The following is a 23,271-nucleotide window of genomic DNA, read 5'->3' as shown; positions in this document are numbered from 1 at the left end:
TATTGCCATTTTATGCTATGCCAATAATGCCATCCCTAGCTGATTATCACTGCTATTTTACAGTGAGGATTCCGCTAATATAACTGAATTGGATGGGGTTTGCTGTTGCAACATTAAGCCATATTCTAAACCTTCTACGACGGCTTGATAGGATGCGTCTAGGATGTTAGTAGAGACTCCTACGGTAGTCCAACGCTGATGACCATTACTAGACTCTACCAATACACGAGTTTTGGCAGAAGTTCCGGCTTTACCATCTAAAATCCGCACTTTATAATCGCGCAGTTGAAATTCGGCTATTTCTGGGTAGAAATTTTGCAGGGCTTTCCGCAAGGCTGCGTCTAAGGCGGAGACGGGTCCGTTACCTTCGGCTACTTCTAAAAGTTCGCGATCGCTTACAATTACCTTAACCGTAGCTAGGGAGTTACAGGTCGCCATACTTGACTTGTCACAATGCACTTGAAAACCGCGAATTTCAAACCACTGTTTCCGAGTCCCCAAAGCTGACCGCATCAATAACTCAAAACTCGCCTCCGCCGCCTCAAATTGATAACCTTGATTTTCCAATTCTTTCAACTGTTGCAAAAGTTGCCTACTGGTTGGATTATCCCGTTCTAGGTTAATACCATAGTTCCGCGCTTTCGCCAAAACATTGCTTAATCCCGACTGGTCAGAAATCACGATTCGCCGTTTATTTCCCACCTCTTCCGGGGCGATATGTTCGTAGGTTAACGGGTTGCGTTCCACTGCCGAAACATGAATCCCCCCCTTATGGGCAAAAGCTGATAATCCCACAAACGGGGCATGGTCATCTGGAGCTAGATTCACCACCTCACTAATAAATCTACTAGACTCCGACAGTTTACTTAATTGTTCATTGGCGATGCAAGAATAGCCTAATTTTAACTGTAAATTAGGTATCAAAGTACACAAATCGGCATTGCCGCACCGTTCCCCATAACCGTTAATGGTCCCTTGAATCATGGTAGCGCCTTCCATGACTGCTGCTAAAGCATTAGCAACGGCGGTTCCTGAGTCGTTGTGGGTGTGAATGCCTACCTGTACTGAGGTTTCACCCCAATTGGCTAGGGCTGTAACTACGGTTTTGGCGATCGCAGTTACCTCGTGGGGCAGTGTACCACCATTAGTATCACATAGCACTAACCATTCTGCCCCCCCGGCTACAGCCGCTTTTAGGGTTTCTAGGGCATATTCTGGGTTGTTTTTATAGCCATCAAACCAATGTTCAGCATCATAAATTACCCGCCTCCCTTGGCTGCGGAAAAACTCGATTGTATCTTGGATCATTGCCAGGTTTTCCTCTAGGCTGGTTTTGAGGCTTTCCGTAACGTGGAGATCCCAAGATTTGCCAAAGGTAGTAATCCAGATGGTTCCGGCTGATAAAATCGGTTTGAGGCTAGGATCTTCTGCTGCTTTGGTATGGGGGCGGCGGGTCGAACAAAAAGCCACTATTTCCGCTTGGCTGAGGGGTTCTTCCTTCAGTCGCCAAAACAATTGCACATCTTTCGGGTTAGCACCTGGCCAACCACCTTCAATAAACGGAATACCTAGTTGGTCTAGTTTCCGCGCTATCTGGAGTTTATCTTCTAGGGAGAGAGAGAGTCCTTCGCGCTGGGCTCCGTCTCGTAGGGTTGTATCATAAATCCAAAGTTGCTTACTCATAGTCTGTCTTTGGTAGTTGGTGCTGTTTTCAACCATGCGGTGGTATTTTATGCGATCGCTCTTTCCCTCCGCTCTCTAGTATGTCCCCAATTTACCCCATTGGTCTAATATCTAATCTTATTTTCACATTTGATCACCCCGTCGGTCCTTGGACTGTCCCCCTCCTCCTCGTAACCACTAACCCAGTTACAGCCTGTTCAGAAATCATCTGATCACATCTCAAAGTCCCTCTCCCAGAGAGGGAGAGGGATTTAGGGTGAGGGCAATGTATTAAGCGACTGGTGAACAAGCTGTAGTCGCCATTACCCCGAAAAATTACAGCTTTCCCGTAGCGTCAGAACCCGACTAGATCAATCTACTACCGGATAATTATACCCTGACGCACCACTTAATTAATACAATTTTAGTTAATATCAATTTATTTTTACCGTGTTGCCACCATCAGCAAAACCCACCACAGTTCAACTCTCAATTATCGCTCCCTGCTACAACGAAGAACCTAACCTCGATTACTTATTATCTAGGTTGCTGGCTGTGATTGAACCTTTGCAGATTACCTATGAAATTATCTGTGTTAATGATGGCAGTCAGGATGATACTCTCGCCAAACTCATTAAACATCACCATTCCAATCATAACATTAAAGTGATTAACCTGTCAAGGAATTTTGGCAAAGAAATCGCTTTAACGGCGGGTTTAGATCATGCTAAAGGTGAAGCGGTCATTCCTATTGATGCTGACCTACAGGACCCACCGGAATTAATTGTAGAAATGCTGGAAAAGTGGCGAGAAGGTTATGATGTAGTTTACGCCAAAAGGCGATCGCGACAGGGAGAAACCTGGCTTAAACAGATAACCGCCAATGGTTTTTATCGAATTATGCAAAAGATGACTCCGGTTCGCATTCCCCAAGATACTGGAGATTTTCGACTGATGGATCGTCAGGTAGTGGCAGCCTTAAAACAAATCCCCGAAACTCATCGATTTATGAAAGGTTTATTTGCGTGGGTAGGGTTTAAACAAACCGCCCTAGAATATGACCGCTTACCGAGATATAAAGGTCGGACAAAATGGAACTATTGGCAATTGTGGAATTTGGCGATCGAAGGGATTACCTCTTTTAGCGCCCTCCCCCTAAAAGTCTGGAGTTACATGGGATTATTTATCTCATTGGCGGCTTTTCTTTACGCCCTATTTTTAATCATCAGAACTTTGATTTTTGGCATTGATGTTCCCGGTTACGCTTCCTTAATGGTAGCCATTCTATTTATGGGAGGAGTCCAACTTATTAGTTTAGGCGTAATTGGCGAATACTTAGGCAGAATTTATGCGGAAGTCAAAAGAAGACCTCTCTATCTAATTCGAGATACCTATGGCATTGTTGATCATGAATAAAGGTTGGTTAAATTCCATCTGGGAGAGGGTGGGGATAATGGAATCCCCAAAAAAAGCTGCCCAAACCAAGGCAGCTTGTGAATTACTTGAGGTTATAATGGATTCTTGCTAATTTAATCATCTAACATGGTCGGAAGTGGGGCATCATGCGATCGCATGACCTGATCGGGTGATATTTAATAACTGACTGATCCTAACAGCCACTTATTTCTCGCCCAACGATCCAAACGCTTACGCAGTGACAAATCAGCAGTTTTAGTTATGGGTAATCCTAGCTGCTGCTGAAACTTACCCACATATTCCTCAGTCCGATGATCATAAATCTCGCTGTAAGGAATCAGAGGACGAGGTTGGAAGATTAAGTTTAAGTTGTGCTGAAGATTCCGAACAATTTTCGCTAAAATTTCCTGGGTTTCTGGGTTAGCTGTCCCGGTTTGAGGTATATCATAATCTCGCTGAAATGACGAAATATTAGCATATCCTAAGCCTTTAATTGTCTCGGCAAAATCTTTAGGTAAATAAATAGGCTTAACTGGATCTGGTTGGGGTCGATTTTCCCACCAATAGGCTGTATCCTCTAACTTATCGCGGACATAGGTATCAGCCACCCCAGTTACGGGTAAATCATACCTTTTCTGAAAATCCTTAACGGCGGCGGTAGTTTTCGGACCATAAAACTGATTTCCGGGTAAGGGAGGATTCGGCCGCACTACAATATTAAGATGATTATGCAGACTACTGACAATGGCAGCCATCTCGGCTTGGGTCTTGTCTCCGACAATTCCATCAACAACCAAATTGCGATCGTGTTGGAAGGCGCGAATGCCTTGTTGAGCGATCGCATCTGTGGGAGAATCATTATTGACTGGGACACCATAGCCCAAGCCATAAAGAACAAAACGTAGTTCTCGGTTCGTATAGTTGCGCCAATCTACCATTGGTCTAGCCTCACGGTTTGTATAATATGATTCAGTTTAAACCCTCAGCAATACAGGCGATCGCGATCGGGTGACTGAAACCCTGGAAGTCTTCTGCAAACTTCCACCGACCGCCCCCGGAATATTTCTGCCTTTTTGTTGCTATACTGCTACCCAAATTACCATGAAAGCACTATTTCCCTTCACGACCAGCCTCATTCTCGCAGTGGCGATCGCCGCCGTTGCTATATTATCGGTCCAAAATGCCACCCCGGTTTCCCTACAGTTTATGATATTCGAGTCAATTAACATACCTGTAGGGGTAGTTTTGGCCTTCAGCTTGGCGATCGGCTTAATTGCGGGTGCGATCGGTATATTTATCTATCATCAAAGGTAAACTCTCCAAATTTCCCAATTGTCATATTTAGGTCATCTTTCTTTAATAAGGTATATTTCAACCCCCAAGAAAGAAACAACTGAGATGGCTTTTAGCGAGTTATTCCCCCTTGATCACAACTTTATTCCTGGTGCGATGGTTTCTGGGACTGTCGGTAGCCTAATTGATAACGGCGATGACTTTCTATTCTATCCTATCAACGGTTCAGAAGTCATTGTTGATGTCTCCCCTCTCCCCGCATGGCAACTTGGTTTAATGCCTGGAGAAATCATCACTCTCCAAGTAGGAGAATGGAATGGTCGCGAAATCGACACTAACAATATTATCCGTCCTGATGGGTCTACGGTGTTAGGTTTATCTAACATTCCCCCCATGACTGTACCACCTAATATAGACCCTTTAACAGGTGTCGGATTAACTACTCTCTCAGGTACAGTAATTAGCCAAGCTGAACCGGATAGCTTTTTCTTCCAAAGTGATATCGGACCGATTTTGGTAGATGCTATTCCTCAAGGGGAAGGAATGGTAAGTGTAATTCCGGGAGAAATATTAACCATTGTTGGCAATTTTGATGACTATGATTTTGATGCTTACAGTTTGACCCGTCTGGACGGTTCGGCGGTTCTACCATTACAGCCAATGATGGCTTTTCCACCGGCTTCTATTCCTCCCGTAACTCCAGAATTTCTGACTCTCTCAGGTACAGTAATTAGCCAAACTGAACCGGATAGCTTTTTCTTCCAAAGTGATATCGGACCGATTTTAGTAGATGCTATTCCTCAAGGGGAAGGAATGGTAAGTGTAATTCCGGGAGAAATATTAACCATTGTTGGCAATTTTGATGACTATGATTTTGATGCTTACAGTTTGACCCGTCTGGACGGTTCGGCGGTTCTACCATTACAGCCAATGATGGCTTTTCCACCGGCTTCTATTCCTCCCGTAAATCCAGAATTTCTGACTCTCTCAGGTACAGTAATTAGCCAAACTGAACCGGATAGCTTTTTCTTCCAAAGTGATATCGGACCGATTTTGGTAGATGCTATTCCTCAAGGGGAAGGAATGGTAAGTGTAATTCCGGGAGAAATATTAACCATTGTTGGCAATTTTGATGACTATGATTTTGATGCTTACAGTTTGACCCGTCTGGACGGTTCGGCGGTTCTACCATTACAGCCAATGATGGCTTTTCCACCGGCTTCTATTCCTCCCGTAACTCCGGTATTATCCAATCGTATTCAGATGGAAATTACTGATATTAATAATCCCGGATTTGCGCCAATTAATAACATTCCTAACCCCCCCTTAAATCCGGGTAATAGGACATCCCCAACAGTAGGCGATCGCGATTATGATTATGATCGGCCTGATTTTGACTATGACCACGGTAGATCTCGTCGTTTTAACTAATAGTTTCAGCCACTCTCATCTATAAACCAATCCCGGTTTTTCATTTAACACAAAAAACATTGATTTAATTAATTTAGGAGATCCTTCGATGAAACCTTCCTGGAAAATTGCGACCCTGTTATCCTTTGCTGCTATTATCGGTTTTGCTGAAGCTGGTCAAGCTGCGATAAATCCCCCATCACCAACCCTCGTAAATCGGATTGAGATAGACATTGAAGACCTACCCAATATCTTACCTAGGGAGGATGCTAATTTACTAGCAAATCGTTTTAATAATAGCGATCGCGATTTTAATTATGACAATGATCGAGGTCGGAATTCCCGCCGAGTTCGTCGTCCTAATGCTGGTCGTTTTAATGGTCAAACTCCCCGCCGTGTTAACCGTCCTAATGCTGGTCGTCGTCAAAGATAGTCACCACTTGATAAACATTGATAAATTTGTAAATTTAGGCTATACTTATGGTAATCATAAATTACCATCTCAATACTCAAATTTAACTCTTTAGGAGATGCTTCGATGAAACCTTCCTGGAAAATTGCGACCCTGTTATCCTTTGCCGCTATTATCGGTTTTGCTGAAGCTGGTCAAGCTGCGATAAATTCCCCATCATCAACCCTCGTAAATCGGATTCAGATAGACATTGAAGACCTACCGAATATCCTACTACCTGGGGAGGATGCTAATTTACTAGCTGATTCAGATCGGGATAATGATGTCGATTATGACTATGATAATGATAGGGGTAGTGCTTCCCGTAACCGTCGTCGCAGATGGTCTTAACTAAATTATCAGCCTTTAACTGTTGTCAATGGCGGCTATACTTAGGGGGATGAATCGTCCCCCATCCATAAGGTTAGTAAAATCTCGTTTTCTATCTATCAATGCAGACCTTAACCGAATTATTACACCCTTTACCAATTAGCGAATTTTTCGATAAATATTGGACTGAAAAATCTGTGCTAATTCCGGGTGCTAATCATCAAAAATTTGCCGATTTGTTTTCCTGGCAAAAACTCAATAATTTACTCAACTATTATCCCTTAAAACACCCAGAAATCAGATTAGCTAAAACTGGGGAAACTTTGCCAGAAATTACCAACAATGAACAGATAATTAAACAATGTCAGGAAGGTGCTACTCTCATTATAGATCGACTTCATGAAAAAATAGAAGCGATCGCCAAAATGGTAGCCTTATTACGCATAGAAATCGGACATCGTAGCCAAGTCAATAGTTATTGTTCATTTCCCGGACATCAAGGCTTTGCTTGTCATTACGACTCCCACGAAGTTTTCATCCTGCAAATTTCCGGTAGAAAACACTGGCGAGTTTTTTCAGATACCTTTATTTATCCCCTGAGTGAAAATCGATCTTCCCAGTTTTCTCCCCCTGATACTCAACCCTATATAGACGCAATTATTAACCCTGGCGATCTGCTTTATATACCCCGTGGACATTGGCATTATGCGATCGCAATTGATGAACCTTCTTTGCATTTAACCCTAGGAATTGACTGTCAAACTGGTATTGATTTTAGTGATTGGTTAACCAGTCAATTGCAACAACATCCACAATGGCGCAAAAATTTACCTTTATTAAATAAATCCCATCGAGAAAACTGTCGCCAACATCTACAAAACCTAGTCCAAAACTGGCTAGAGATATTAGAGTCAGAGGATTTAATTAATCGCTATTTAGATGAACAACTTTTACAAGGACAACCCGACTTACAATTAGGCTTTCCCAGTCAAATTGGCTATGATATCTTCCCCCAAGGTCAGGAAACTAAATTCTATCGTCCTCAACAACCCGTCTATATTACGCAATTAACTCCCACGGGTAAATTTGAAATTAAAACTGGGGGTAAGAAAATATCTCTGACCGGACTTGACCAACATATATTAGAGAAAATTTTTACATCCACAGAATTTAGTGGCTTAGACATACAACAATGGTTACAAGATTTTGACTGGGATACAGAAATTGTTCCCCTACTGTCGCGTTTGGTTAAAGCTGGAATTTTGCTGGTTATCTCCCATCCATAAACGGCGTTTATTAATCACTGCTTTTGGGTTGAAAAACCATTATATATGCCGGCACATTTTCCCATGATAATATAATAGAGCAAGTCGGCTAGTTTGTCAAGAGGAAATCATCGGAAATTTGGGGAGGATAAACGTGATCAATTTCGGCGACCAACCAAGAACCAAAAGTTGCCAAAAAATCGACAATTTCCTGGGGTGAATCAAGGGGATTAATTGACCAATTTAAGGCTTGATACATGAGTGTTTTTTGTGCGGGATAATATTCGGAAAAAATCTGATAACAAGGATATAAATCACGGGTATAACATTGATGACGTTCCATGACAATTTCTAAGCCAGACCGGAGGATCCTTTTCATAATCCACTGACCGAGTTTATGAACATAAGCAGTTTGTTCATTAGGTGGCTTTTGAGGGGTTGTATATAATAGGTCAAAACTGACTTCCTGGATATCTTCGGACAAATCAAAAGCATGACTAACCGCATCGATATCAGGCTTAAACTTTGGCAATTCTGGGGAGATATCTTGTCCGTAAACACAGGCGGCTTGAGTGACAATTAGCATTCGCAAACCCCCATAACCATAATCATCAAAATCCCGTAAGCGATCGCCTGAAATAGGTGACAATTCGACTCCCTTACAGAAGGGATATTTTGGTCTAACGTGCTGATTAAAACCATCAAACCAATGGCGATCGCAGTCTTGATAATTCCCGGAAACCACGGCGAAACTATCAACATCAGAAATGAAGGGAATAGCTTGTCCTACAGCGACAGACCCGCGAATATAAATGTTATGAACTTGGTCAGACCAATGATTAAGATAAGCTGTGACAATTTCATCAACTAGCGATCGCCAAGGTTCCACAATTTTGTCAATATTAGCTTTCCGAATAATAAAGCCTTGTTCATCAACTCCCAAAACCGAGCCAATTTTAGCAATTTTAGCCATAGTTCAATCATCCCGTAGGTATAGTTAATATTATCACCCAAGTTAATCATAACTGTAATGCTGATCACCAATTAGCCGCTGTCATTTTTTGGTCATATTTGCAGTTTACTATGTAGGGTAATGGAGTTAACCACCATTAAATTTTATGAAACCAACCATTACAGCCTTACTAACTTCTGCACTGTTAACCATAGGGGTTCCAGCCGTGAATGCACAAGTTTCTATTCAAGATTTGCAGCGTCATTCAGGAGTGACTATATCTGGTACAATTCGCAGTGTTGTAGGTAATGACTTTATCTTAGACGACGGAACTGGACAAATTATTGTTGATGCTGGACCCATGCGCCATCATCAACTGAATTTACAACCCGGAGAACAGGTCACAGTCACAGGTAAATATGATGACTATGACTTTGATGCTTTCACTATTACTCGCAGTAATGGCGAAGTGATTTTTATTCGCGATCCACAGGGTCCCCCACCTTGGTCAGGTGGTTACAGAAGACGGAATTCTGCTTCCCAAAGCTCTCGATAACAACAGTTCATAAGCATTAATTACCGTGAATTCCTGTCCTCTCCCTCACCGGGAGGGGATGGCTTGACATGGCTGCCAAAATTTAGCTATTAATATAATAACTATATATGGTCTATTTTGGTATAAGTAAAAATGCGGATTTTATTGGTAGAAGACGATCCAGAACAACGGGAGCCAATTCATGCAGCTTTAACTCGTTATGGACATATTGTTGATGGGGTAGAAGATGGCACAACCGCCTTGTGGTTAATGAATGAAACCGAGTATGATCTGTTGATTTTAGATTGGATGTTACCGGGAGAAGATGGTATTATTTTATGTAAAAATTATCGCCAAATGGGGAAAACATCACCAGTGTTAATGCTGACAGCTAAAGATACGACGGCTGATAAAGTTATGGGACTAGACGCTGGCGCAGATGATTATTTAGTTAAACCAGTAGACCTACAAGAATTGTTAGCTAGAATTAGAGCTTTAAGAAGGCGATCGCCTCTTTGGGTGGGGGATATATTAGCAGTCAAAGGATTATCATTAAATCTCGATACTATGATTTTAACATGGGGGAATGATAGCTTAAAGCTGAAAAGTCGCGACTTTCAACTCTTAGAATATATGATGCGTCACCCCCACCAAGTTCTCACTCATAATCAAATAGAACAAGCACTCTGGGAATGGGGAGAAGAACCGGAAAGCAATGCGGTAGTAGCGAGAGTTAAACGACTGCGTAAAACCCTGAAAGCCATAGAAATTGACAGTTGGATTGAAACGGTTTATGGTATGGGTTATCGTCTCGAGCCTCGGACAGATTAAAGATTAAATAATATATATCTATGGTTAAGCTAATTACCAAACTCCAAAAACGTTGGCTATCTCTACCGATTAAATGGCGGGGTACAGCAATTATTGCGATTCCCGTGAGTTGTTTATTGATAGTATTGTTAGCCTTTTCTTGGTTGAAATTTCACATAATTGAAGACGAGGCTTGGGTACAACATACCCAGAATGTTAGATTAGAAACTAAACAACTTTTAAACGCTTTACTTGATGCGGAAACGGGGGTGAGGGGATATGGACTGACTCAACGAGATGAGTTTTTAGAGCGTTATCATCATGCTAAAAGTAGAATTCCTCGAGTTTTAGACACTTTACAAGATTTGGTACAAGACAATGCTGAACAATCAGAATACTTGGAAGATGTCAGGTTTTATATTGATGAAAATATCGCTAATTTTGAAAAAAAAATAATCCTCCAACAAGAATTAATTAGGATTCGCGGACAAAATGATACTTTAGTACCCATCGAGTCTTTATATGATTGGCTGGCTAAAGGTCAAGAAACGATGAATCAAGCACGTCAAGCTATTGATATCTTTGCCGAAAATGAAGAAAAGCTACTAATTGAACGCATCCAACATCGAGATGAGTATCGACAATTAACCTGGATTTTCTTATGTTTTTCTGGGGTAATTAGTGCGATCGCTACTATGTTTACTATTCATCTTTTCTCTAACTTAGAAAAAGAATTATCCCAGAGACAAATTAACTTGAAAGTCACCAATCAACGTTTGGAAAATGTTTGTGACCAACTGCAAAGATTTACCGCTAATGCTTCCCATGAATTAAGAGCGCCTTTAGCGGCTGTATTAAGTAATGCTCAGGTGGCTTTACTAGAATTAGATGATGTGGATGAAATCCCCCCATCGTTACATCGAAGACTGGAAAACATCGTCAAAACTACTAAACAGATGAGTTCCTTGGTCAGTGATTTATTATTTCTCGCCAGACATGAAGGCTTACTAGCACCTGAGTCTATACAAAAAGTCAATGTCAATCAACTGCTATTGGCGATCGCCTCGGAGTGGATAACTCCCCTCAAAAGTCAATCATTAGAATTAATAACTAACCTACCATTAACCCCCGTTTGGGTATTAGCCGATCGCAGTTTATTAAAACAAGTGATCACCAACCTTCTCAGCAACGCTAGTCGCTACACTCCCCCCGGAGGAATTATTAAAATTAACTTGCACAACTCGGAAAAATATGCTATATTCGAGGTGGAAGACTCTGGAATTGGCATTGCGGCTGAAGCATTGCCTCATGTGTTTGAGCGATTTTATCGAGCGGATTTAAAGCGTTCTAAAGCCTCCGGTGGTTGGGGATTAGGATTAGCGATCGCCCAACAAATTGTCGAGGCTCATGGGGGCGAAATTAGCGTAGTTAGTACCCTAAATGAAGGTACTAAATTTACGATAAAATTGCCCCGGATCCACTAATTGAGTAACTCCTAAGACTTCAAGCCGGGTAAACCCCAACTCTGAACCACCTTAGCGATCGCATCCCTGGTCGCTTCCGCCCCAAAACCCCAAGCCATGAGAGTAAAATAGTCCCGAGAAGGGTTAGCGCCAAAAGTCGAATTTGCCACATATAACTCAGTAAAACCGGCTCCGGCTAATAGCACCACCGCCAACAGATAACTCGCCCAAACAAAAACTCTAATCCGCAAATTAGCCGAGGCTGCTTGTTCACTCCAAGAAGCGTTGTAATGAGTAGCCGGAGGGAGAGCCACTAAAGACAAACCCGACATAAATCCTAATCCTTTAGAAACCAAATCCGACTCAGCCAGACTTTGTTCATCTACCTGAACCTTTAGCTGTTCTAACTGACGACAGACAGTTTCATCTTTTTGTAACTCCATGGGGGTTAAACGGTCAACCTGGCGATCGAGTTGGCGAATAATTGCAGCCAGAGGCTTTTGGTCATCATCAGTTTCAACGGGGAGGCGTTTTTGTAGTTCCTCAATATCCTTTTTTAAAGGAACATAACTGTTAATTTGTTTGGCGATCGCCTCCAACTCCTCGCGCAATTGAGGCGGACCTTCCAACTCTGGCGCAGTGTTCAGAGCATCATCCAAATTCCAGCTTACCATCCGCACAAAGGTAGTGGTAGCATCATAATCCTCTAACTTCTGCTTGAGGCGATCGCTATATTCAAACTGCGCCAACCAATCAGACCTTCCCATCACCCAACGTCGCCAAGTTCCCTCAGCGCGATCAATAATCAGCGCCGCCTCTTCCCAGCGTTCCCCCTGAAGTTCCATCTTCACTTCAACTAAATAAGCATTGATGCGACCCTTAAACGCCTTAGCCTTCTCAAGATCTGGGTCTTCCTCCATCTGAGCATAAACCTGTCCTACCCGCATCAAAATCTGATCTCTCGGTCGTCCTTGGTCGCGATAAGCAGAGATGCGAATTCCTAATACTGTCCCCAATACCAGCACTGCCAGCGGAAAAAACCAATCATCCTTAACCCTTAACGTCACCGGAATCGCCAGTTGTCCCCCAGAGTAACTTAGCCGCACAGTTCCCACAAATTCACCACTATCAGTCGCCTGGCGTAAATTAAACACCACGGGTACAATCACCTCATTCGCCTTACCCAGAATTGGCTGTATTTCTCCGGCGGCGATGGCTGCCCCAGGAAACACCGATACCCCATTAGTTCCATTCAGGTCAAACGGAAGCACCTGTAAATCTCTGACGGCGCTATCGGTTCTAATATAAAGCTGGCGGACTTGTTTGGTGGTGCGATCGCCAGCAATGGTCAACTGCTCCGGTTCCACAGTCTGAGCGATCGCCACATTTCCCGTCAGCAAAGCCATGACTGGAATTAGACAACTAGTCAAAACAGATTTAAACGACTTCATCCTAGATTACCCTCAAGCGTCCATAAATCAATATCCAGCTTTTCGATGAAACCTTCTGTATTTTCCCGGAATATTTTAATATGCTCCGTCGCCATGTGTTGTTCCCACAACAAACGACTTTCCCAATTCTCATAGAACAAAAATAAAGTCGGATCATCAATCGACCGATGTAAATCATAATTTAGACATCCACTTTCAGCTAAAGTCAGCGGAATTAGTTTCAGTAACTCCTGATGAACTGTCTCTTCTACTCCGGCTTTAGCTTTGATTCTCGCGACAACTGTTAATTGACTCATGGCCAGCGTTCCTTATAGTTAAGACTTACCCAAAGCTACCCACAAAGCCGCTTTGGTCTCTAAGATAGCTTGTACTAGGGGTGATAGTTAGCGCTCACCCGCCGCCAAGATCGGCGAACCTTAAATAAATAGCACTCCCCCCCCAGCAGAAGGTCGGCTGTTTTCCCCAAAGGCTTCGGGATACGCACCTCCCCTTCTATCATTCCCCAAAATGCGATCGTCATAGAGCCAGATCATAAATGTTAAAAATAGACTTGACGAAAGCACAGATATCACATACAATCAAGAATCGTGATCAAATTGTAGCATAACTGTTGGAGTAGGGATAGCTAACCTATAGGATCTGCCAAGCAGATACAACCTTATAGCGAGAACTTCTCATAAGACATCAATGGCTTTAAGCTACAGCAGCTTCGCCGAACTTGCCAAGCGCCAACAGTAAACTGGGTCAAACCTGATGCTAGTTTGACCCTGAGCAACAGAAACGGATACTGAGTAGATATCTGCTCAAGTCCTAGCGACATCGGGCCGCACTGGGGCTTATGCTTCAGTCTGGGAACAGCTTAAACAAGTTGATAGCCTGAAATACTTCCAGGCAACCAAGCACGTCTATCCTTGCTCCTGAGCCGGAAAGACGGTCGGTTTGCCTGCCCAAAATCGGGTTTAAATTATGATGCCACAAGCATCGTTAACTGGCGGGTTAACCATGATTTAGTCAGTGGAAAATTCCGCCCTATTGTAATGCGTAGAAAAGAGAGGCCAGTTTAAGTGTCTGTAGGTATCCTCGGCACCAAGCTAGGCATGACTCAGGTATTTGACGCAGAGACAGGAAAAGCGATTCCGGTCACCGTAGTTCAAGCCGGGCCATGCACAATCACCCAAGTGAAGACCGAAGCCACCGATGGCTATACGGCCATCCAGCTAGGTTATGGTGAAGTTCCTAACAAAACCCGGAAATTAAACACCCGAAAATCCCCAGACAAAGAGGTTAATAAATACCTCAGCCATGCTGAACAGGGACACCTAACCAAATCCAACAGCCCCTTAGTTCGTCACCTTAAAGAATATCGGCTAGAAAGTACCGATAACTTTGAACTAGGTCAGGAAATCAAAGTAGATACCTTTGAACTCGGACAAATGGTAGATGTGACGGGCATTAGCATGGGTCGGGGTTTTGCGGGAAACCAAAAACGTAATAACTTCCGACGTGGACCAATGGCTCACGGTTCCAAAAACCACCGCCTACCAGGTTCCATCGGACCCGGAACCACACCAGGGCGCGTTTATCCCGGCAAAAAAATGGCGGGACGTTATGGCGGGAAACAGATTACCACTAGGAAGCTGACTATCGTGCGGATAGACCTAGAAAGGAACCTGTTGCTAATTAAAGGATCAATCCCCGGCAAACCCGGTGGCTTGCTTAATATCAAACCAGCCAACCTGGTGGGTGGCAAGTAGAGAGAAGACAGGGGGAAAAATGGTTGACTGTGTAATTCGCAACTGGGAAGGGGAAGAAGTCGGACAGACTACCCTGGAACTAAAAGTTGCTAAAGAAGAAAATGCCTCCCACATCGTCCATAGAGCCTTAGTACGTCAGCAGGCGGCAGCCAGACAGGGAACAGCCAGCACCAAAACTCGCTCAGAAGTGCGAGGCGGTGGCCGTAAACCCTGGAGACAAAAAGGAACAGGACGGGCAAGGGCAGGTTCAATTCGTTCTCCACTATGGCGCGGTGGTGGTGTGATCTTTGGGCCAAAACCGAGAGATTACAGCGTCAAAATGAACCGCAAAGAACGTCGGTTGGCTTTGAGAACGGCGTTTCAGAGTAGGGCAGAGGATATCGTGGTGGTGGAAGAATTTGTGACGCAACTGCCACGTCCTAAAACTAAAGACTTGACAGATGCTTTGGCACGTTGGGGAGTTTCACCAGAAGCTAAAGTGCTGCTGGTACTACCTGAAAAACAAGAAAACGTCTATTTGTCGGGTCGGAATGTGGCGAAAATTAGAATTTGTCTGGCAGATAGCTTGAATGTCTATGATGTTCTGGCAGCAGACAAAATAGTAACCACTGCTAATGCCCTGGCGAAAATTCAGGAGGTTTATGGTGACTGAGTTTAAAACCCGTGATTTAGCTGATGTGATCCGACGACCAATTGTAACTGAAAAAGCCACAATTCAAATGGAGTTGAATCAGTTTACTTTTGATGTGGATCCTAGGGCGGATAAACCAACTATTAAGGCGGCAGTTGAACTGCTATTTCCAGTTAAGGTTTTGAGTGTTAATACCCAGAATCCTCCCCGGCGACGACGTAGGGTCGGCCGTTTCGTCGGGTACAAACCTCGCTATAAAAGAGCGATCGTTACCCTGGAAGATGGGGAAGCCTTGAGAAAAGTCCTCTTCCCTGAAGTTTAATGGTGTCGGGTAAAACGCGGGTGTGCCACCTTCTGAATAACTATCAAAAAAAAGCGGCACCGAGAACCCACCTTTACCCTGGTAATTATTGAACACCGACATGAAGGGCGATCGAGTTTTCTTTCCCTATCCAGAAATCTAGATCTCTAACTTCCACAGAAACAGACATAGGATCGACTATATGGCAATTCGTTCTTACCGACCTTATACCCCAAGCACACGCCAACATACTGTCTCGGAATTTACAGAAATTACTAGATCCGAGCCGGAAAAATCCCTAACCGTCTCTAAACACCGCCTTAAAGGTCGTAATAATCGCGGTGTGATTACCTGTCGCCATAGGGGTGGTGGACATAAAAAACTATATCGGATTATTGACTTTCGCCGGGATAAACATAATGTACCCGCTAAAGTCGCTGAGATTGAATACGACCCCAACCGTAACGCCAGAATTGCCCTACTTAACTATGTGGATGGCGAAAAACGCTATATTCTCCACCCTGTCGGCTTGGCTGTCGGGACTGTGGTTATATCTGGACCTGATGCCCCTATTGAAGTGGGTAACGCTCTCCCCCTATCCCACATTCCCTTGGGTACATCAATCCACAACGTGGAAATGATTCCCGGTAAAGGCGGACAAATGGTGAGAGCAGCCGGAGCCTCGGCTCAGATTATGGCTAAAGAAGGGGATTATGTAACCCTGAAACTGCCATCTGGTGAACAACGGAAAATCCCCGCCCGTTGCTATGCGACGATTGGACAAGTGGGTAATGTGGATGCCAGAAATATCAGCATTGGTAAGGCTGGACGTAATCGCTGGTTGGGTAAACGTCCCACCGTGCGCGGTAGTGTTATGAACCCTGTTGATCACCCCCACGGTGGTGGTGAAGGACGCGCCCCCATTGGTCGCAGTGGCCCGGTTACGCCTTGGGGTAAACCAGCCCTGGGAGCGAAAACCAGAAACAAGAAAAAACGCAGCACTGCTTTAATTGTTCGCCGTCGTCGGAAATCCTCGAAACGAGGCAAAGGTGGCCGTCAGAGCTAATCGCCAAGCCTTGCAGACTGCTATCTGGCTGCATTCCTGGTAAAGGCATCAAAAGAAAATCGGACTAAGCCCCCCACCCCTACCCTGCCCAAAGGGTAATGGGTAGCCTCCGCCCACAGCCTAGATCACCATTGGAATCCTAAACATATACCATGTCTCGATCGCTCAAAAAAGGTCCATTTGTGGCCGATCATCTGCTCGTCAAAATCGAAAAACTCAACGCTGACAATCGTAAGGAAGTGATCAAAACTTGGTCGCGCTCCTCCACCATTGTTCCCCAAATGGTTGGTCATACTATCGCTGTTCATAACGGCCGTCAGCACGTCCCTGTATTTGTTAACGAACAAATGGTGGGACATAAATTGGGAGAATTTGCTCCCACTCGGACATTCCGAGGTCACGCTAAAAGTGATAAAAAAGCTCGCCGATAAGCGGCGCTTCGTTCGCCTGTAGGACTGTGGAGTAGCGGCGGATTATGCGGTATTTTCGGAAAAAACGCGGCTGGGGCTGGTTCTGCCCGTAACCTTAATTCCCCAAAGCGTGTTTTGAGAAACCCGCCCAAGTCCAAAGCGCCCTGACAATTTCTGGGTTGAGCGACCCTAAACCACACCTACATCACGCCCGAATCAAGGAGAAAGATATGGCTAGTTCCAACTCAGAAGTAAAAGCGATCGCTCGTTACATCAGAATGTCCCCATCAAAAGTCCGGCGGGTACTTGATCAAATTCGCGGACGTAGCTATCGCGAAGCCCTGATTATCCTGGAGTTTATGCCCTACCGCGCCTGTACTCCTGTCTTGAAAGTTCTGCGATCGGCTGTTGCTAACGCTGAACATAACCAGGGTTTAGACCCCGCCACTCTCATCGTTTCCCAAGCCTTCGCCGATGCCGGACCAAGCCTTAAACGCTACCGCCCTCGCGCCCAAGGTCGAGCCTATCCCATTCGCAAACCCACCTGTCACATTACCGTGACCGTCGCGGAAGCCCAATAACAACTCCTAGCTTCCCCAGGGTCAGTGGGTTAAGCATTAAACCCTTACCTTGCATGGATAAGCGCCTATCTGGTCGTTTTATGTACAGACTAAATTATTAAGCTGCTATGGGACAAAAAATACATCCAATTGGTTTCCGCCTTGGAGTTACCCAAGAACACAAATCTCGCTGGTTTGCCGATGCTAGTCAGTATCCGCAACTGTTGCAGGAAGACCACACCATCCGTAAGTACATTCAGAAAAATCTCAGCAATGCTGGCATCTCAGATGTTCGCATTGAACGCAAAGCTGATCAAATTGACCTGGAAGTGCTAACCGCTAGACCGGGTGTGGTAGTTGGTCGTGGTGGTGCCGGAATTGACTCCCTCCGCCAAGGACTTCAGAAAGAACTGGGCAGCAATCGCCAGATCCGCATTAACGTTGTGGAAGTGTCCCGCGTTGATGCTGATGCTACCCTCATCGCTGAAAATATCGCCGCTCAACTTGAAAAACGGGTTTCCTTCCGTAGAGTTGTCCGCCAAGCTATTACCCGCGCCCAAAAAGCTGGCATTGAAGGCATTAAAATCCAGGTCAGTGGCCGCTTGAACGGAGCAGAAATTGCTCGGACTGAGTGGACCCGTGAAGGTCGTGTTCCCCTACACACCTTACGAGCTGATATTGACTATGCCTACTGCACCGCTCTCACTATTTACGGCATCCTCGGTGTCAAAGTTTGGGTGTTTAAGGGAGAAATTATTCCCGGTCAGGAAGAAACCCCCGCACCTAATACAAGAGCGCCGAAAAGTCGCCGTACACCCAGACGGCAAAAGTATGATGACCGGTCTAGTGATACATAAAAAGTTCTAGTAGGCGCGATCTCGATAGGTTCATAACCCAAAACCTAACACTTATCTCCCTCATGGGTACGCCTCTGTCTCATTAACTTCACTCACTACTATTTGCGATCATGTTAAGCCCAAGAAGAACTAAATTCCGCAAACAACAGCGGGGTCGAATGCGGGGTCAGGCAACTCGCGGCAACAATATCAACTTTGGTGATTTTGCCCTACAAGCCCTTGAACCCTCTTGGATTACCTCCCGCCAAATTGAAGCAGCCCGTCGGGCAATGACTCGTTATATTCGCCGGGGTGGGAAAATCTGGATTCGTGTATTCCCTGATAAACCTGTCACTATGCGTCCCGCAGAAACCCGTATGGGTTCCGGTAAAGGGGCCCCTGAATACTGGGTCGCTGTTGTTAAACCTGGACGCATCATGTTTGAAATTGCAGGTGTTTCTGAAGAGGTCGCCCGCGAAGCTATGCGCCTAGCCTCCTTTAAACTCCCGATTAAGACTAAGTTTCTCACACGGGAAGATTCACAGTCCTAATACTGATTGCATTGACCTGAAAACTGCCCGCTAATTGTACCGAGGAGATAATTATGGCTCTTTCTAAAATTGAAGAAGCCCGACAGTTAAATGATGATGACCTCTCTGAGCAAATCCTGGAAATTAAAAAACAACTCGCTAATCTGCGCCTCCTGAAAGCTACAGGACGCTTGGAAAAACCTCATGAAATTAGACACACACGACATCGATTGTCACAGTTACTCACCGTGGAGAGGGAACGACAACTTCCAAATCAAAGTCCGGCTTAGTATTCCCTAATTCATTAGTCTAAGGCCCTAGGGAATAGGAAATGGGAAATACTGGTCAGTAATACCCATTACCCATTACCCATTACCTAAACAATCATTCATCTCTTATTTCTCACAATCATGGCAGTTAAAGAAAGAGTTGGCGTAGTCGTCAGCAATAAAATGCAAAAAACTGTGGTGGTAGCTATTGAAAACCGCTCCCCTCACCCTAAATATGGGAAAATTGTCGTTAATACTAAACGATATAAAGCCCACGATGAAGATAATACTTGTCAAGAAGGCGATCGGGTTCGCATTCGAGAAACCCGCCCCCTCAGTCGCACTAAACGCTGGAATGTAGTTGAAATTATCAACAAAAATAACCAGTAATTCTCACCGGTTTCTGTTTATCTTGAACCCCAAATTACGCTTACAGAGACAATACCATGATTCAACAGCAGTCCATACTTAATGTGGCAGATAACAGCGGCGCGCGCAAACTTATGTGTATCCGCGTCCTGGGTGGGGGTAATCGTCGCTACGGCACTATTGGTGATGTCATCATCGCTGTCGTTAAAGATGCAATTCCCAACATGGCCGTCAAAAAATCCGATGTCGTTCGAGCTGTCATTGTTCGCAGTCGCCAAGGACTACGCCGAGATAGCGGTATGAGTATTCGCTTTGACGATAATGCAGCCGTTATCATTAACCAGGATGGCAACCCCAGGGGAACCCGTGTATTTGGACCTGTGGCACGGGAACTACGGGACAAAAATTTCACTAAAATTGTTTCCCTTGCACCGGAGGTACTCTAAATTATGCCCAAGCGTCAGCGCAAATTAGCTCCGCCCCGGGGCTACAAAATGCACGTCAAAAAAGGGGATACTGTCCAGGTAATTGCCGGACGAGATAAAGGAAAAGTTGGGGAGGTGATATCCACTCTACCTAAATTGAGTAAAGTAGTTGTCAAAGATGTTAACGTCCGTACCAAGCACGTTAAACCTCAACAAGAGGGTGAAGGTGGCCGTATTGTCAACTTTGAAGCTCCTATTCACAGTTCTAATGTGATGCTGTATTCGACCAAAGAAAAAGTCGCTAGTCGTATTTCCTACACCTTTACGGAAGACGGGCGCAAGGTCAGAATGCTCAAAAAAACCGGGGAAGTTATTGATTAATCAATGGCACACTTTCTCCCCCGGGGCGGGTTTCCCACCAGCCCTGACTGGACAGGTGGACTCTGTTAAACACTCGTTTTGATTATCCCTGACCAAGCCCAGGGAATGTATTTAGGACAGACAGCAACTATGACATCTCCACTCAAAACCATCTATCAGGAAACCATCGTTCCTAAATTGATGGAACAGTTCAAATATGAGAACATCCATCAGGTTCCCAAGGTTGTTAAAGTTACCATTAACCGAGGACTGGGCGAAGCATCCCAAAATGCCAAGGCTCTGGAATCTTCAGTTAATGAATTGGCGATTATTACCGGACAAAAACCAGTAGTGACCCGCGCTAAAAAAGCGATCGCCGGCTTTAAAATCCGTCAAGGAATGCCCGTTGGGGTAATGGTGACACTCCGTTCTGATCGGATGTATGCCTTTATGGAACGTCTAATTCACCTAGCCCTACCTCGCATTCGAGACTTTCGTGGCATTAGTCCCAAAAGTTTTGACGGTCGGGGTAACTACAGTCTGGGGGTCAAAGAACAACTGATCTTCCCAGAAATCGACTACGATCGCATCGATCAAATTCGAGGTCTGGATATTTCAATTGTCACCACAGCCCAGACAGATGAAGAAGGGCGTGCTTTACTTAAAGAAATGGGAATGCCCTTCCGGGAGAACTGAGGCAGTAAAATAACGAGACAACTATGGCGACGAACGACACTATTGCAGATATGTTAACGCGCATCCGCAACTCTTGCATGGCGCGGCATCAAACCACAGAAATTCCATCCACCAAAATGACCCGCAGTATTGCCAAAGTCCTCCAGGATGAAGGCTTTATTGCCAACTTTGAAGAAGCAGGTGTTGGTGTCAAAAAACATTTAGTGGTTTCACTAAAATACAACACCAAAACCCGCACCCCCACAATCCGCACCCTTAAACGAGTGAGCCGTCCAGGTTTGCGCGTTTACAAAAACCGCAAAGAACTCCCCCGGGTTTTAGGTGGAATTGGAATTGCGATCATTTCTACCTCCCGTGGGGTAATGACCGACCGAGAAGCCCGCCTTCAGGGCTTAGGCGGAGAAGTGCTTTGCTATGTGTGGTAAATCCATTACCCACAGCCTCGCACTCCGCAGACCCCTAAACACTGCTCATCGACCATTAAACAAGGATTATGTCTAGAATTGGTAAGCGTCCAATTCCGATTCCCGCCAAAGTTACCCTAACCTTAGACGGCCAAAAAGTCACAGTCAAAGGACCAAAAGGGGAGCTTTCCCGCGTATTACCCAACGAAGTGATCCTCTCCCTCGAAGAAGACACACTAATCGTTAAGCGTCGGGATGAATCCCGAGTCGCCCGTCAGCGTCATGGTCTCTGTCGCACCCTGGTAGCCAACATGGTGGATGGAGTTTCCCAAGGATTTGAACGGCGACTGGAAATCCAAGGAGTGGGATATCGGGCTCAGGTTCAAGGTAAAAACCTGATCTTAAATGTCGGCTACAGCAAACCGGTGGAAATGGTTCCCCCTGAAGGTTGCAGCGTAGCCGTTGAAAATAACACCAATGTGATTGTTAGCGGAATTAATAAAGAACTCGTCGGCAACATGGCTGCGAAAATTCGCGCCGTGCGACCCCCTGAACCCTATAAAGGCAAGGGCATTCGCTACGCCGGAGAACAAGTCAGACGTAAAGCTGGTAAGGCAGGGAAAAAATAGATCATGAAACTTACTCGTAACGATTCCCGTCAGCGCCGTCACCGTCGAGTTCGGCGCAAAGTCCTAGGCACTTCAGAGCGTCCTAGATTGGCTGTGTTTCGCTCTCACAAGCACATCTATGTACAGGTGATCGACGATAGCCAGCAACACACCTTAGTTGCCGCGTCTACCTTAGACCCCGAAATAACTGCCGACTTAAAAACTGGGGCCACCTGTGATGCCTCTGTTAAAGTTGGTCAATTAATCGCTAAACGCTCCCTATCTAAAGGAATTGAGCGCGTAGTATTTGACCGGGGAGGTTACATCTATCACGGCCGCGTTAAAGCCTTGGCAGACGCAGCCAGAGAAGCCGGGTTAGAATTTTAATAAGCTGACGGGCAATTTATAATTGCCCTTAACAATCAGGAACTAAAAGTATGGCAGAACAGCAACGTCGTAAAAAAAATACTCGCACCAAAGAAAAAGAATCCGAATGGCAAGAACGGGTTGTTCAAATTCGCCGTGTAACTAAAGTAGTTAAAGGCGGTAAAAAACTCAGCTTCCGTGCCATTGTTATCGTCGGCAACGAAAAAGGCCAGGTGGGTGTCGGTGTCGGAAAAGCAGCAGATGTCATCGGAGCCGTCAAAAAAGGTGTCGCCGATGGCCGCAAAAATGTCGTCGAGATTCCCCTAACCAAATCTAACTCTCTACCTCACCCCGCCAATGGTGTGGGAGGCGGAGCCCAAGTCATTGTTAGACCCGCTGCCCCTGGTACAGGGGTAATCGCTGGGGGTGCTGTCCGCACCGTGCTAGAACTAGCCGGGGTTAAAAACGTTCTAGCTAAACAGCTAGGCTCCAGTAATCCCCTGAATAACGCCCGCGCCACCATTAACGCTCTCTCAGGATTGCGGACTCTATCGGATGTGGCTAAAGAACGGGGCATCCCCATCGAACAGCTTTATGCTTAATCATAAGTGGACCATCGGGGCAATTCCTCAATTGCCTCTCACTGAT

General features: G+C 45.0%; 31 protein-coding genes. 26 read left to right on the top strand and 5 right to left on the bottom strand.

Annotated elements, in window-relative coordinates; all coding sequences use genetic code 11:
* Nucleotides 1-57: 57 nt before the first annotated feature.
* Nucleotides 58-1,683 (bottom strand): citramalate synthase, encoded by a 1,626-nt coding sequence (cimA, locus tag ACTIE0_RS05125; RefSeq protein ID WP_035759840.1) that lies wholly within the window; start codon nt 1,681-1,683, stop codon nt 58-60.
* A gap of 429 nt (nt 1,684-2,112) precedes the next feature.
* On the opposite strand from cimA, the gene ACTIE0_RS05120 reads away from it, so the two are divergent.
* On the top strand, nt 2,113-3,078 hold the full coding sequence (locus ACTIE0_RS05120; RefSeq protein ID WP_006621359.1) for a glycosyltransferase family 2 protein: 966 nt from the start codon (nt 2,113-2,115) through the stop codon (nt 3,076-3,078).
* 176 nt (nt 3,079-3,254) lie between these two features.
* On the opposite strand, the gene ACTIE0_RS05115 is transcribed toward ACTIE0_RS05120, so the two are convergent.
* On the bottom strand, nt 3,255-4,016 hold the full coding sequence (locus tag ACTIE0_RS05115; RefSeq protein WP_006670086.1) for a peptidoglycan-binding domain-containing protein: 762 nt from the start codon (nt 4,014-4,016) through the stop codon (nt 3,255-3,257).
* Between the two features lie 70 nt (nt 4,017-4,086).
* Between ACTIE0_RS05115 and ACTIE0_RS05110 the strand changes: the two genes are divergently transcribed.
* The 5 genes from ACTIE0_RS05110 (at nt 4,087) to ACTIE0_RS05090 (ending at nt 7,848) form a co-directional block, all read left to right on the top strand.
* Complete coding sequence (locus ACTIE0_RS05110; protein WP_235720254.1) at nt 4,087-4,392, top strand: LapA family protein; 306 nt, start codon at nt 4,087-4,089, stop codon at nt 4,390-4,392.
* 84 nt (nt 4,393-4,476) lie between these two features.
* Complete coding sequence (locus tag ACTIE0_RS05105; RefSeq protein ID WP_006670084.1) at nt 4,477-5,802, top strand: hypothetical protein; 1,326 nt, start codon at nt 4,477-4,479, stop codon at nt 5,800-5,802.
* Nucleotides 5,803-5,890: 88 nt separating this feature from the next.
* On the top strand, nt 5,891-6,214 hold the full coding sequence (locus ACTIE0_RS05100) for a hypothetical protein (RefSeq protein WP_006621354.1): 324 nt from the start codon (nt 5,891-5,893) through the stop codon (nt 6,212-6,214).
* 105 nt (nt 6,215-6,319) lie between these two features.
* Complete coding sequence (locus tag ACTIE0_RS05095) at nt 6,320-6,583, top strand: hypothetical protein (RefSeq protein WP_006621353.1); 264 nt, start codon at nt 6,320-6,322, stop codon at nt 6,581-6,583.
* A 101-nt stretch (nt 6,584-6,684) separates the two neighbouring features.
* Nucleotides 6,685-7,848, top strand: a complete 1,164-nt coding sequence (locus ACTIE0_RS05090) for a cupin domain-containing protein (protein ID WP_006670083.1) — start codon at nt 6,685-6,687, stop codon at nt 7,846-7,848.
* 88 nt (nt 7,849-7,936) lie between these two features.
* On the opposite strand, the gene ACTIE0_RS05085 is transcribed toward ACTIE0_RS05090, so the two are convergent.
* Entirely contained in the window at nt 7,937-8,800 is an 864-nt protein-coding gene (locus ACTIE0_RS05085; RefSeq protein WP_006670082.1) for a hypothetical protein, read from the bottom strand.
* 145 nt (nt 8,801-8,945) lie between these two features.
* On the opposite strand from ACTIE0_RS05085, the gene ACTIE0_RS05080 reads away from it, so the two are divergent.
* From ACTIE0_RS05080 to ACTIE0_RS05070, 3 genes are all read left to right on the top strand, one after another.
* Nucleotides 8,946-9,335, top strand: coding sequence for a NirD/YgiW/YdeI family stress tolerance protein (locus ACTIE0_RS05080; RefSeq protein WP_006621350.1), 390 nt, complete (start codon nt 8,946-8,948; stop codon nt 9,333-9,335).
* Between the two features lie 132 nt (nt 9,336-9,467).
* A complete protein-coding gene (rppA, locus tag ACTIE0_RS05075) occupies nt 9,468-10,145 on the top strand; it encodes a two-component system response regulator RppA (protein ID WP_006621349.1) in 678 nt (225 codons plus the stop codon).
* Nucleotides 10,146-10,165: 20 nt separating this feature from the next.
* Nucleotides 10,166-11,608, top strand: a complete 1,443-nt coding sequence (locus tag ACTIE0_RS05070; RefSeq protein ID WP_006621348.1) for a sensor histidine kinase — start codon at nt 10,166-10,168, stop codon at nt 11,606-11,608.
* An 11-nt stretch (nt 11,609-11,619) separates the two neighbouring features.
* Here ACTIE0_RS05070 and ACTIE0_RS05065 read toward each other — a convergent pair whose 3' ends face one another.
* Entirely contained in the window at nt 11,620-13,017 is a 1,398-nt protein-coding gene (locus ACTIE0_RS05065; RefSeq protein WP_439516853.1) for a hypothetical protein, read from the bottom strand.
* Nucleotides 13,018-13,034: 17 nt separating this feature from the next.
* Nucleotides 13,035-13,334: a putative quinol monooxygenase gene (locus tag ACTIE0_RS05060; protein WP_006621346.1), complete on the bottom strand. Its 300-nt coding sequence runs from the start codon at nt 13,332-13,334 to the stop codon at nt 13,035-13,037.
* 768 nt (nt 13,335-14,102) lie between these two features.
* Here ACTIE0_RS05060 and rplC point away from each other — a divergent pair.
* The 17 genes from rplC to rpsE all read left to right on the top strand — a co-directional run bounded on the left by rplC (nt 14,103) and on the right by rpsE (nt 23,225).
* Nucleotides 14,103-14,792 carry a 50S ribosomal protein L3 gene (rplC, locus tag ACTIE0_RS05055; protein ID WP_006670976.1) on the top strand — a complete coding sequence of 230 codons (690 nt, stop codon included), beginning with the start codon at nt 14,103-14,105 and terminating at the stop codon, nt 14,790-14,792.
* A gap of 19 nt (nt 14,793-14,811) precedes the next feature.
* Entirely contained in the window at nt 14,812-15,444 is a 633-nt protein-coding gene (rplD, locus tag ACTIE0_RS05050) for a 50S ribosomal protein L4 (protein WP_006621342.1), read from the top strand.
* Nucleotides 15,434-15,745: a 50S ribosomal protein L23 gene (locus ACTIE0_RS05045; RefSeq protein ID WP_006621341.1), complete on the top strand. Its 312-nt coding sequence runs from the start codon at nt 15,434-15,436 to the stop codon at nt 15,743-15,745. Before rplD ends, ACTIE0_RS05045 begins: the two co-directional genes overlap by 11 nt.
* A gap of 181 nt (nt 15,746-15,926) precedes the next feature.
* A complete protein-coding gene (gene rplB, locus ACTIE0_RS05040; RefSeq protein ID WP_006621340.1) occupies nt 15,927-16,790 on the top strand; it encodes a 50S ribosomal protein L2 in 864 nt (287 codons plus the stop codon).
* Between the two features lie 152 nt (nt 16,791-16,942).
* Nucleotides 16,943-17,221, top strand: a complete 279-nt coding sequence (gene rpsS, locus ACTIE0_RS05035) for a 30S ribosomal protein S19 (RefSeq protein WP_006617591.1) — start codon at nt 16,943-16,945, stop codon at nt 17,219-17,221.
* Between the two features lie 209 nt (nt 17,222-17,430).
* Nucleotides 17,431-17,781: a 50S ribosomal protein L22 gene (rplV, locus tag ACTIE0_RS05030; RefSeq protein ID WP_006621338.1), complete on the top strand. Its 351-nt coding sequence runs from the start codon at nt 17,431-17,433 to the stop codon at nt 17,779-17,781.
* 107 nt (nt 17,782-17,888) lie between these two features.
* Nucleotides 17,889-18,617 (top strand): 30S ribosomal protein S3, encoded by a 729-nt coding sequence (gene rpsC / locus ACTIE0_RS05025; protein WP_008057354.1) that lies wholly within the window; start codon nt 17,889-17,891, stop codon nt 18,615-18,617.
* Between the two features lie 110 nt (nt 18,618-18,727).
* Entirely contained in the window at nt 18,728-19,147 is a 420-nt protein-coding gene (rplP, locus tag ACTIE0_RS05020) for a 50S ribosomal protein L16 (protein WP_006618093.1), read from the top strand.
* A 53-nt stretch (nt 19,148-19,200) separates the two neighbouring features.
* On the top strand, nt 19,201-19,416 hold the full coding sequence (gene rpmC / locus ACTIE0_RS05015) for a 50S ribosomal protein L29 (RefSeq protein ID WP_006621336.1): 216 nt from the start codon (nt 19,201-19,203) through the stop codon (nt 19,414-19,416).
* 120 nt (nt 19,417-19,536) lie between these two features.
* Nucleotides 19,537-19,785 (top strand): 30S ribosomal protein S17, encoded by a 249-nt coding sequence (gene rpsQ, locus ACTIE0_RS05010; protein WP_006621335.1) that lies wholly within the window; start codon nt 19,537-19,539, stop codon nt 19,783-19,785.
* A 56-nt stretch (nt 19,786-19,841) separates the two neighbouring features.
* Complete coding sequence (gene rplN, locus ACTIE0_RS05005) at nt 19,842-20,210, top strand: 50S ribosomal protein L14 (protein WP_006621334.1); 369 nt, start codon at nt 19,842-19,844, stop codon at nt 20,208-20,210.
* A 3-nt stretch (nt 20,211-20,213) separates the two neighbouring features.
* Nucleotides 20,214-20,570, top strand: a complete 357-nt coding sequence (rplX, locus tag ACTIE0_RS05000; protein ID WP_006670296.1) for a 50S ribosomal protein L24 — start codon at nt 20,214-20,216, stop codon at nt 20,568-20,570.
* A gap of 129 nt (nt 20,571-20,699) precedes the next feature.
* Nucleotides 20,700-21,245 (top strand): 50S ribosomal protein L5, encoded by a 546-nt coding sequence (gene rplE, locus ACTIE0_RS04995; protein ID WP_008057353.1) that lies wholly within the window; start codon nt 20,700-20,702, stop codon nt 21,243-21,245.
* Between the two features lie 23 nt (nt 21,246-21,268).
* Nucleotides 21,269-21,670, top strand: coding sequence for a 30S ribosomal protein S8 (gene rpsH, locus ACTIE0_RS04990; protein WP_006621331.1), 402 nt, complete (start codon nt 21,269-21,271; stop codon nt 21,668-21,670).
* A 68-nt stretch (nt 21,671-21,738) separates the two neighbouring features.
* On the top strand, nt 21,739-22,278 hold the full coding sequence (rplF, locus tag ACTIE0_RS04985; protein ID WP_006621330.1) for a 50S ribosomal protein L6: 540 nt from the start codon (nt 21,739-21,741) through the stop codon (nt 22,276-22,278).
* A gap of 3 nt (nt 22,279-22,281) precedes the next feature.
* On the top strand, nt 22,282-22,644 hold the full coding sequence (gene rplR, locus ACTIE0_RS04980; protein ID WP_006621329.1) for a 50S ribosomal protein L18: 363 nt from the start codon (nt 22,282-22,284) through the stop codon (nt 22,642-22,644).
* Nucleotides 22,645-22,694: 50 nt separating this feature from the next.
* A complete protein-coding gene (rpsE, locus tag ACTIE0_RS04975) occupies nt 22,695-23,225 on the top strand; it encodes a 30S ribosomal protein S5 (protein ID WP_006618084.1) in 531 nt (176 codons plus the stop codon).
* Nucleotides 23,226-23,271 lie beyond the last annotated feature (46 nt).

This window comes from Limnospira sp., assembly GCF_051859755.1.
Taxonomy (GTDB): domain Bacteria; phylum Cyanobacteriota; class Cyanobacteriia; order Cyanobacteriales; family Microcoleaceae; genus Limnospira; species Limnospira fusiformis.
Note: the sequence above shows the minus strand (reverse complement) of the source record. Positions and strands in the feature narration are given on the sequence as shown.

What these genes read in the sequence shown, in the direction of transcription:
- rplR (WP_006621329.1), top strand. Translation starts at nt 22,282, where the DNA reads ATGAAACTTACTCGTAACGATTCCCGTCAGCGCCGTCACCGTCGAGTT.
- ACTIE0_RS05115 (WP_006670086.1), bottom strand. Translation starts at nt 4,016, where the DNA reads ATGGTAGATTGGCGCAACTATACGAACCGAGAACTACGTTTTGTTCTT.
- ACTIE0_RS05060 (WP_006621346.1), bottom strand. Translation starts at nt 13,334, where the DNA reads ATGAGTCAATTAACAGTTGTCGCGAGAATCAAAGCTAAAGCCGGAGTA.
- rplD (WP_006621342.1), top strand. Translation starts at nt 14,812, where the DNA reads ATGGTTGACTGTGTAATTCGCAACTGGGAAGGGGAAGAAGTCGGACAG.
- ACTIE0_RS05045 (WP_006621341.1), top strand. Translation starts at nt 15,434, where the DNA reads ATGGTGACTGAGTTTAAAACCCGTGATTTAGCTGATGTGATCCGACGA.
- rplB (WP_006621340.1), top strand. Translation starts at nt 15,927, where the DNA reads ATGGCAATTCGTTCTTACCGACCTTATACCCCAAGCACACGCCAACAT.
- rpsQ (WP_006621335.1), top strand. Translation starts at nt 19,537, where the DNA reads ATGGCAGTTAAAGAAAGAGTTGGCGTAGTCGTCAGCAATAAAATGCAA.
- rplV (WP_006621338.1), top strand. Translation starts at nt 17,431, where the DNA reads ATGGCTAGTTCCAACTCAGAAGTAAAAGCGATCGCTCGTTACATCAGA.
- ACTIE0_RS05105 (WP_006670084.1), top strand. Translation starts at nt 4,477, where the DNA reads ATGGCTTTTAGCGAGTTATTCCCCCTTGATCACAACTTTATTCCTGGT.
- rpsC (WP_008057354.1), top strand. Translation starts at nt 17,889, where the DNA reads ATGGGACAAAAAATACATCCAATTGGTTTCCGCCTTGGAGTTACCCAA.
- cimA (WP_035759840.1), bottom strand. Translation starts at nt 1,683, where the DNA reads ATGAGTAAGCAACTTTGGATTTATGATACAACCCTACGAGACGGAGCC.
- ACTIE0_RS05100 (WP_006621354.1), top strand. Translation starts at nt 5,891, where the DNA reads ATGAAACCTTCCTGGAAAATTGCGACCCTGTTATCCTTTGCTGCTATT.
- ACTIE0_RS05080 (WP_006621350.1), top strand. Translation starts at nt 8,946, where the DNA reads ATGAAACCAACCATTACAGCCTTACTAACTTCTGCACTGTTAACCATA.
- ACTIE0_RS05085 (WP_006670082.1), bottom strand. Translation starts at nt 8,800, where the DNA reads ATGGCTAAAATTGCTAAAATTGGCTCGGTTTTGGGAGTTGATGAACAA.
- rplF (WP_006621330.1), top strand. Translation starts at nt 21,739, where the DNA reads ATGTCTAGAATTGGTAAGCGTCCAATTCCGATTCCCGCCAAAGTTACC.
- rplP (WP_006618093.1), top strand. Translation starts at nt 18,728, where the DNA reads ATGTTAAGCCCAAGAAGAACTAAATTCCGCAAACAACAGCGGGGTCGA.
- ACTIE0_RS05095 (WP_006621353.1), top strand. Translation starts at nt 6,320, where the DNA reads ATGAAACCTTCCTGGAAAATTGCGACCCTGTTATCCTTTGCCGCTATT.
- rplE (WP_008057353.1), top strand. Translation starts at nt 20,700, where the DNA reads ATGACATCTCCACTCAAAACCATCTATCAGGAAACCATCGTTCCTAAA.
- rpsH (WP_006621331.1), top strand. Translation starts at nt 21,269, where the DNA reads ATGGCGACGAACGACACTATTGCAGATATGTTAACGCGCATCCGCAAC.
- rppA (WP_006621349.1), top strand. Translation starts at nt 9,468, where the DNA reads ATGCGGATTTTATTGGTAGAAGACGATCCAGAACAACGGGAGCCAATT.
- ACTIE0_RS05090 (WP_006670083.1), top strand. Translation starts at nt 6,685, where the DNA reads ATGCAGACCTTAACCGAATTATTACACCCTTTACCAATTAGCGAATTT.
- rplN (WP_006621334.1), top strand. Translation starts at nt 19,842, where the DNA reads ATGATTCAACAGCAGTCCATACTTAATGTGGCAGATAACAGCGGCGCG.
- rpsE (WP_006618084.1), top strand. Translation starts at nt 22,695, where the DNA reads ATGGCAGAACAGCAACGTCGTAAAAAAAATACTCGCACCAAAGAAAAA.
- rpmC (WP_006621336.1), top strand. Translation starts at nt 19,201, where the DNA reads ATGGCTCTTTCTAAAATTGAAGAAGCCCGACAGTTAAATGATGATGAC.
- rplX (WP_006670296.1), top strand. Translation starts at nt 20,214, where the DNA reads ATGCCCAAGCGTCAGCGCAAATTAGCTCCGCCCCGGGGCTACAAAATG.
- ACTIE0_RS05070 (WP_006621348.1), top strand. Translation starts at nt 10,166, where the DNA reads ATGGTTAAGCTAATTACCAAACTCCAAAAACGTTGGCTATCTCTACCG.
- rpsS (WP_006617591.1), top strand. Translation starts at nt 16,943, where the DNA reads ATGTCTCGATCGCTCAAAAAAGGTCCATTTGTGGCCGATCATCTGCTC.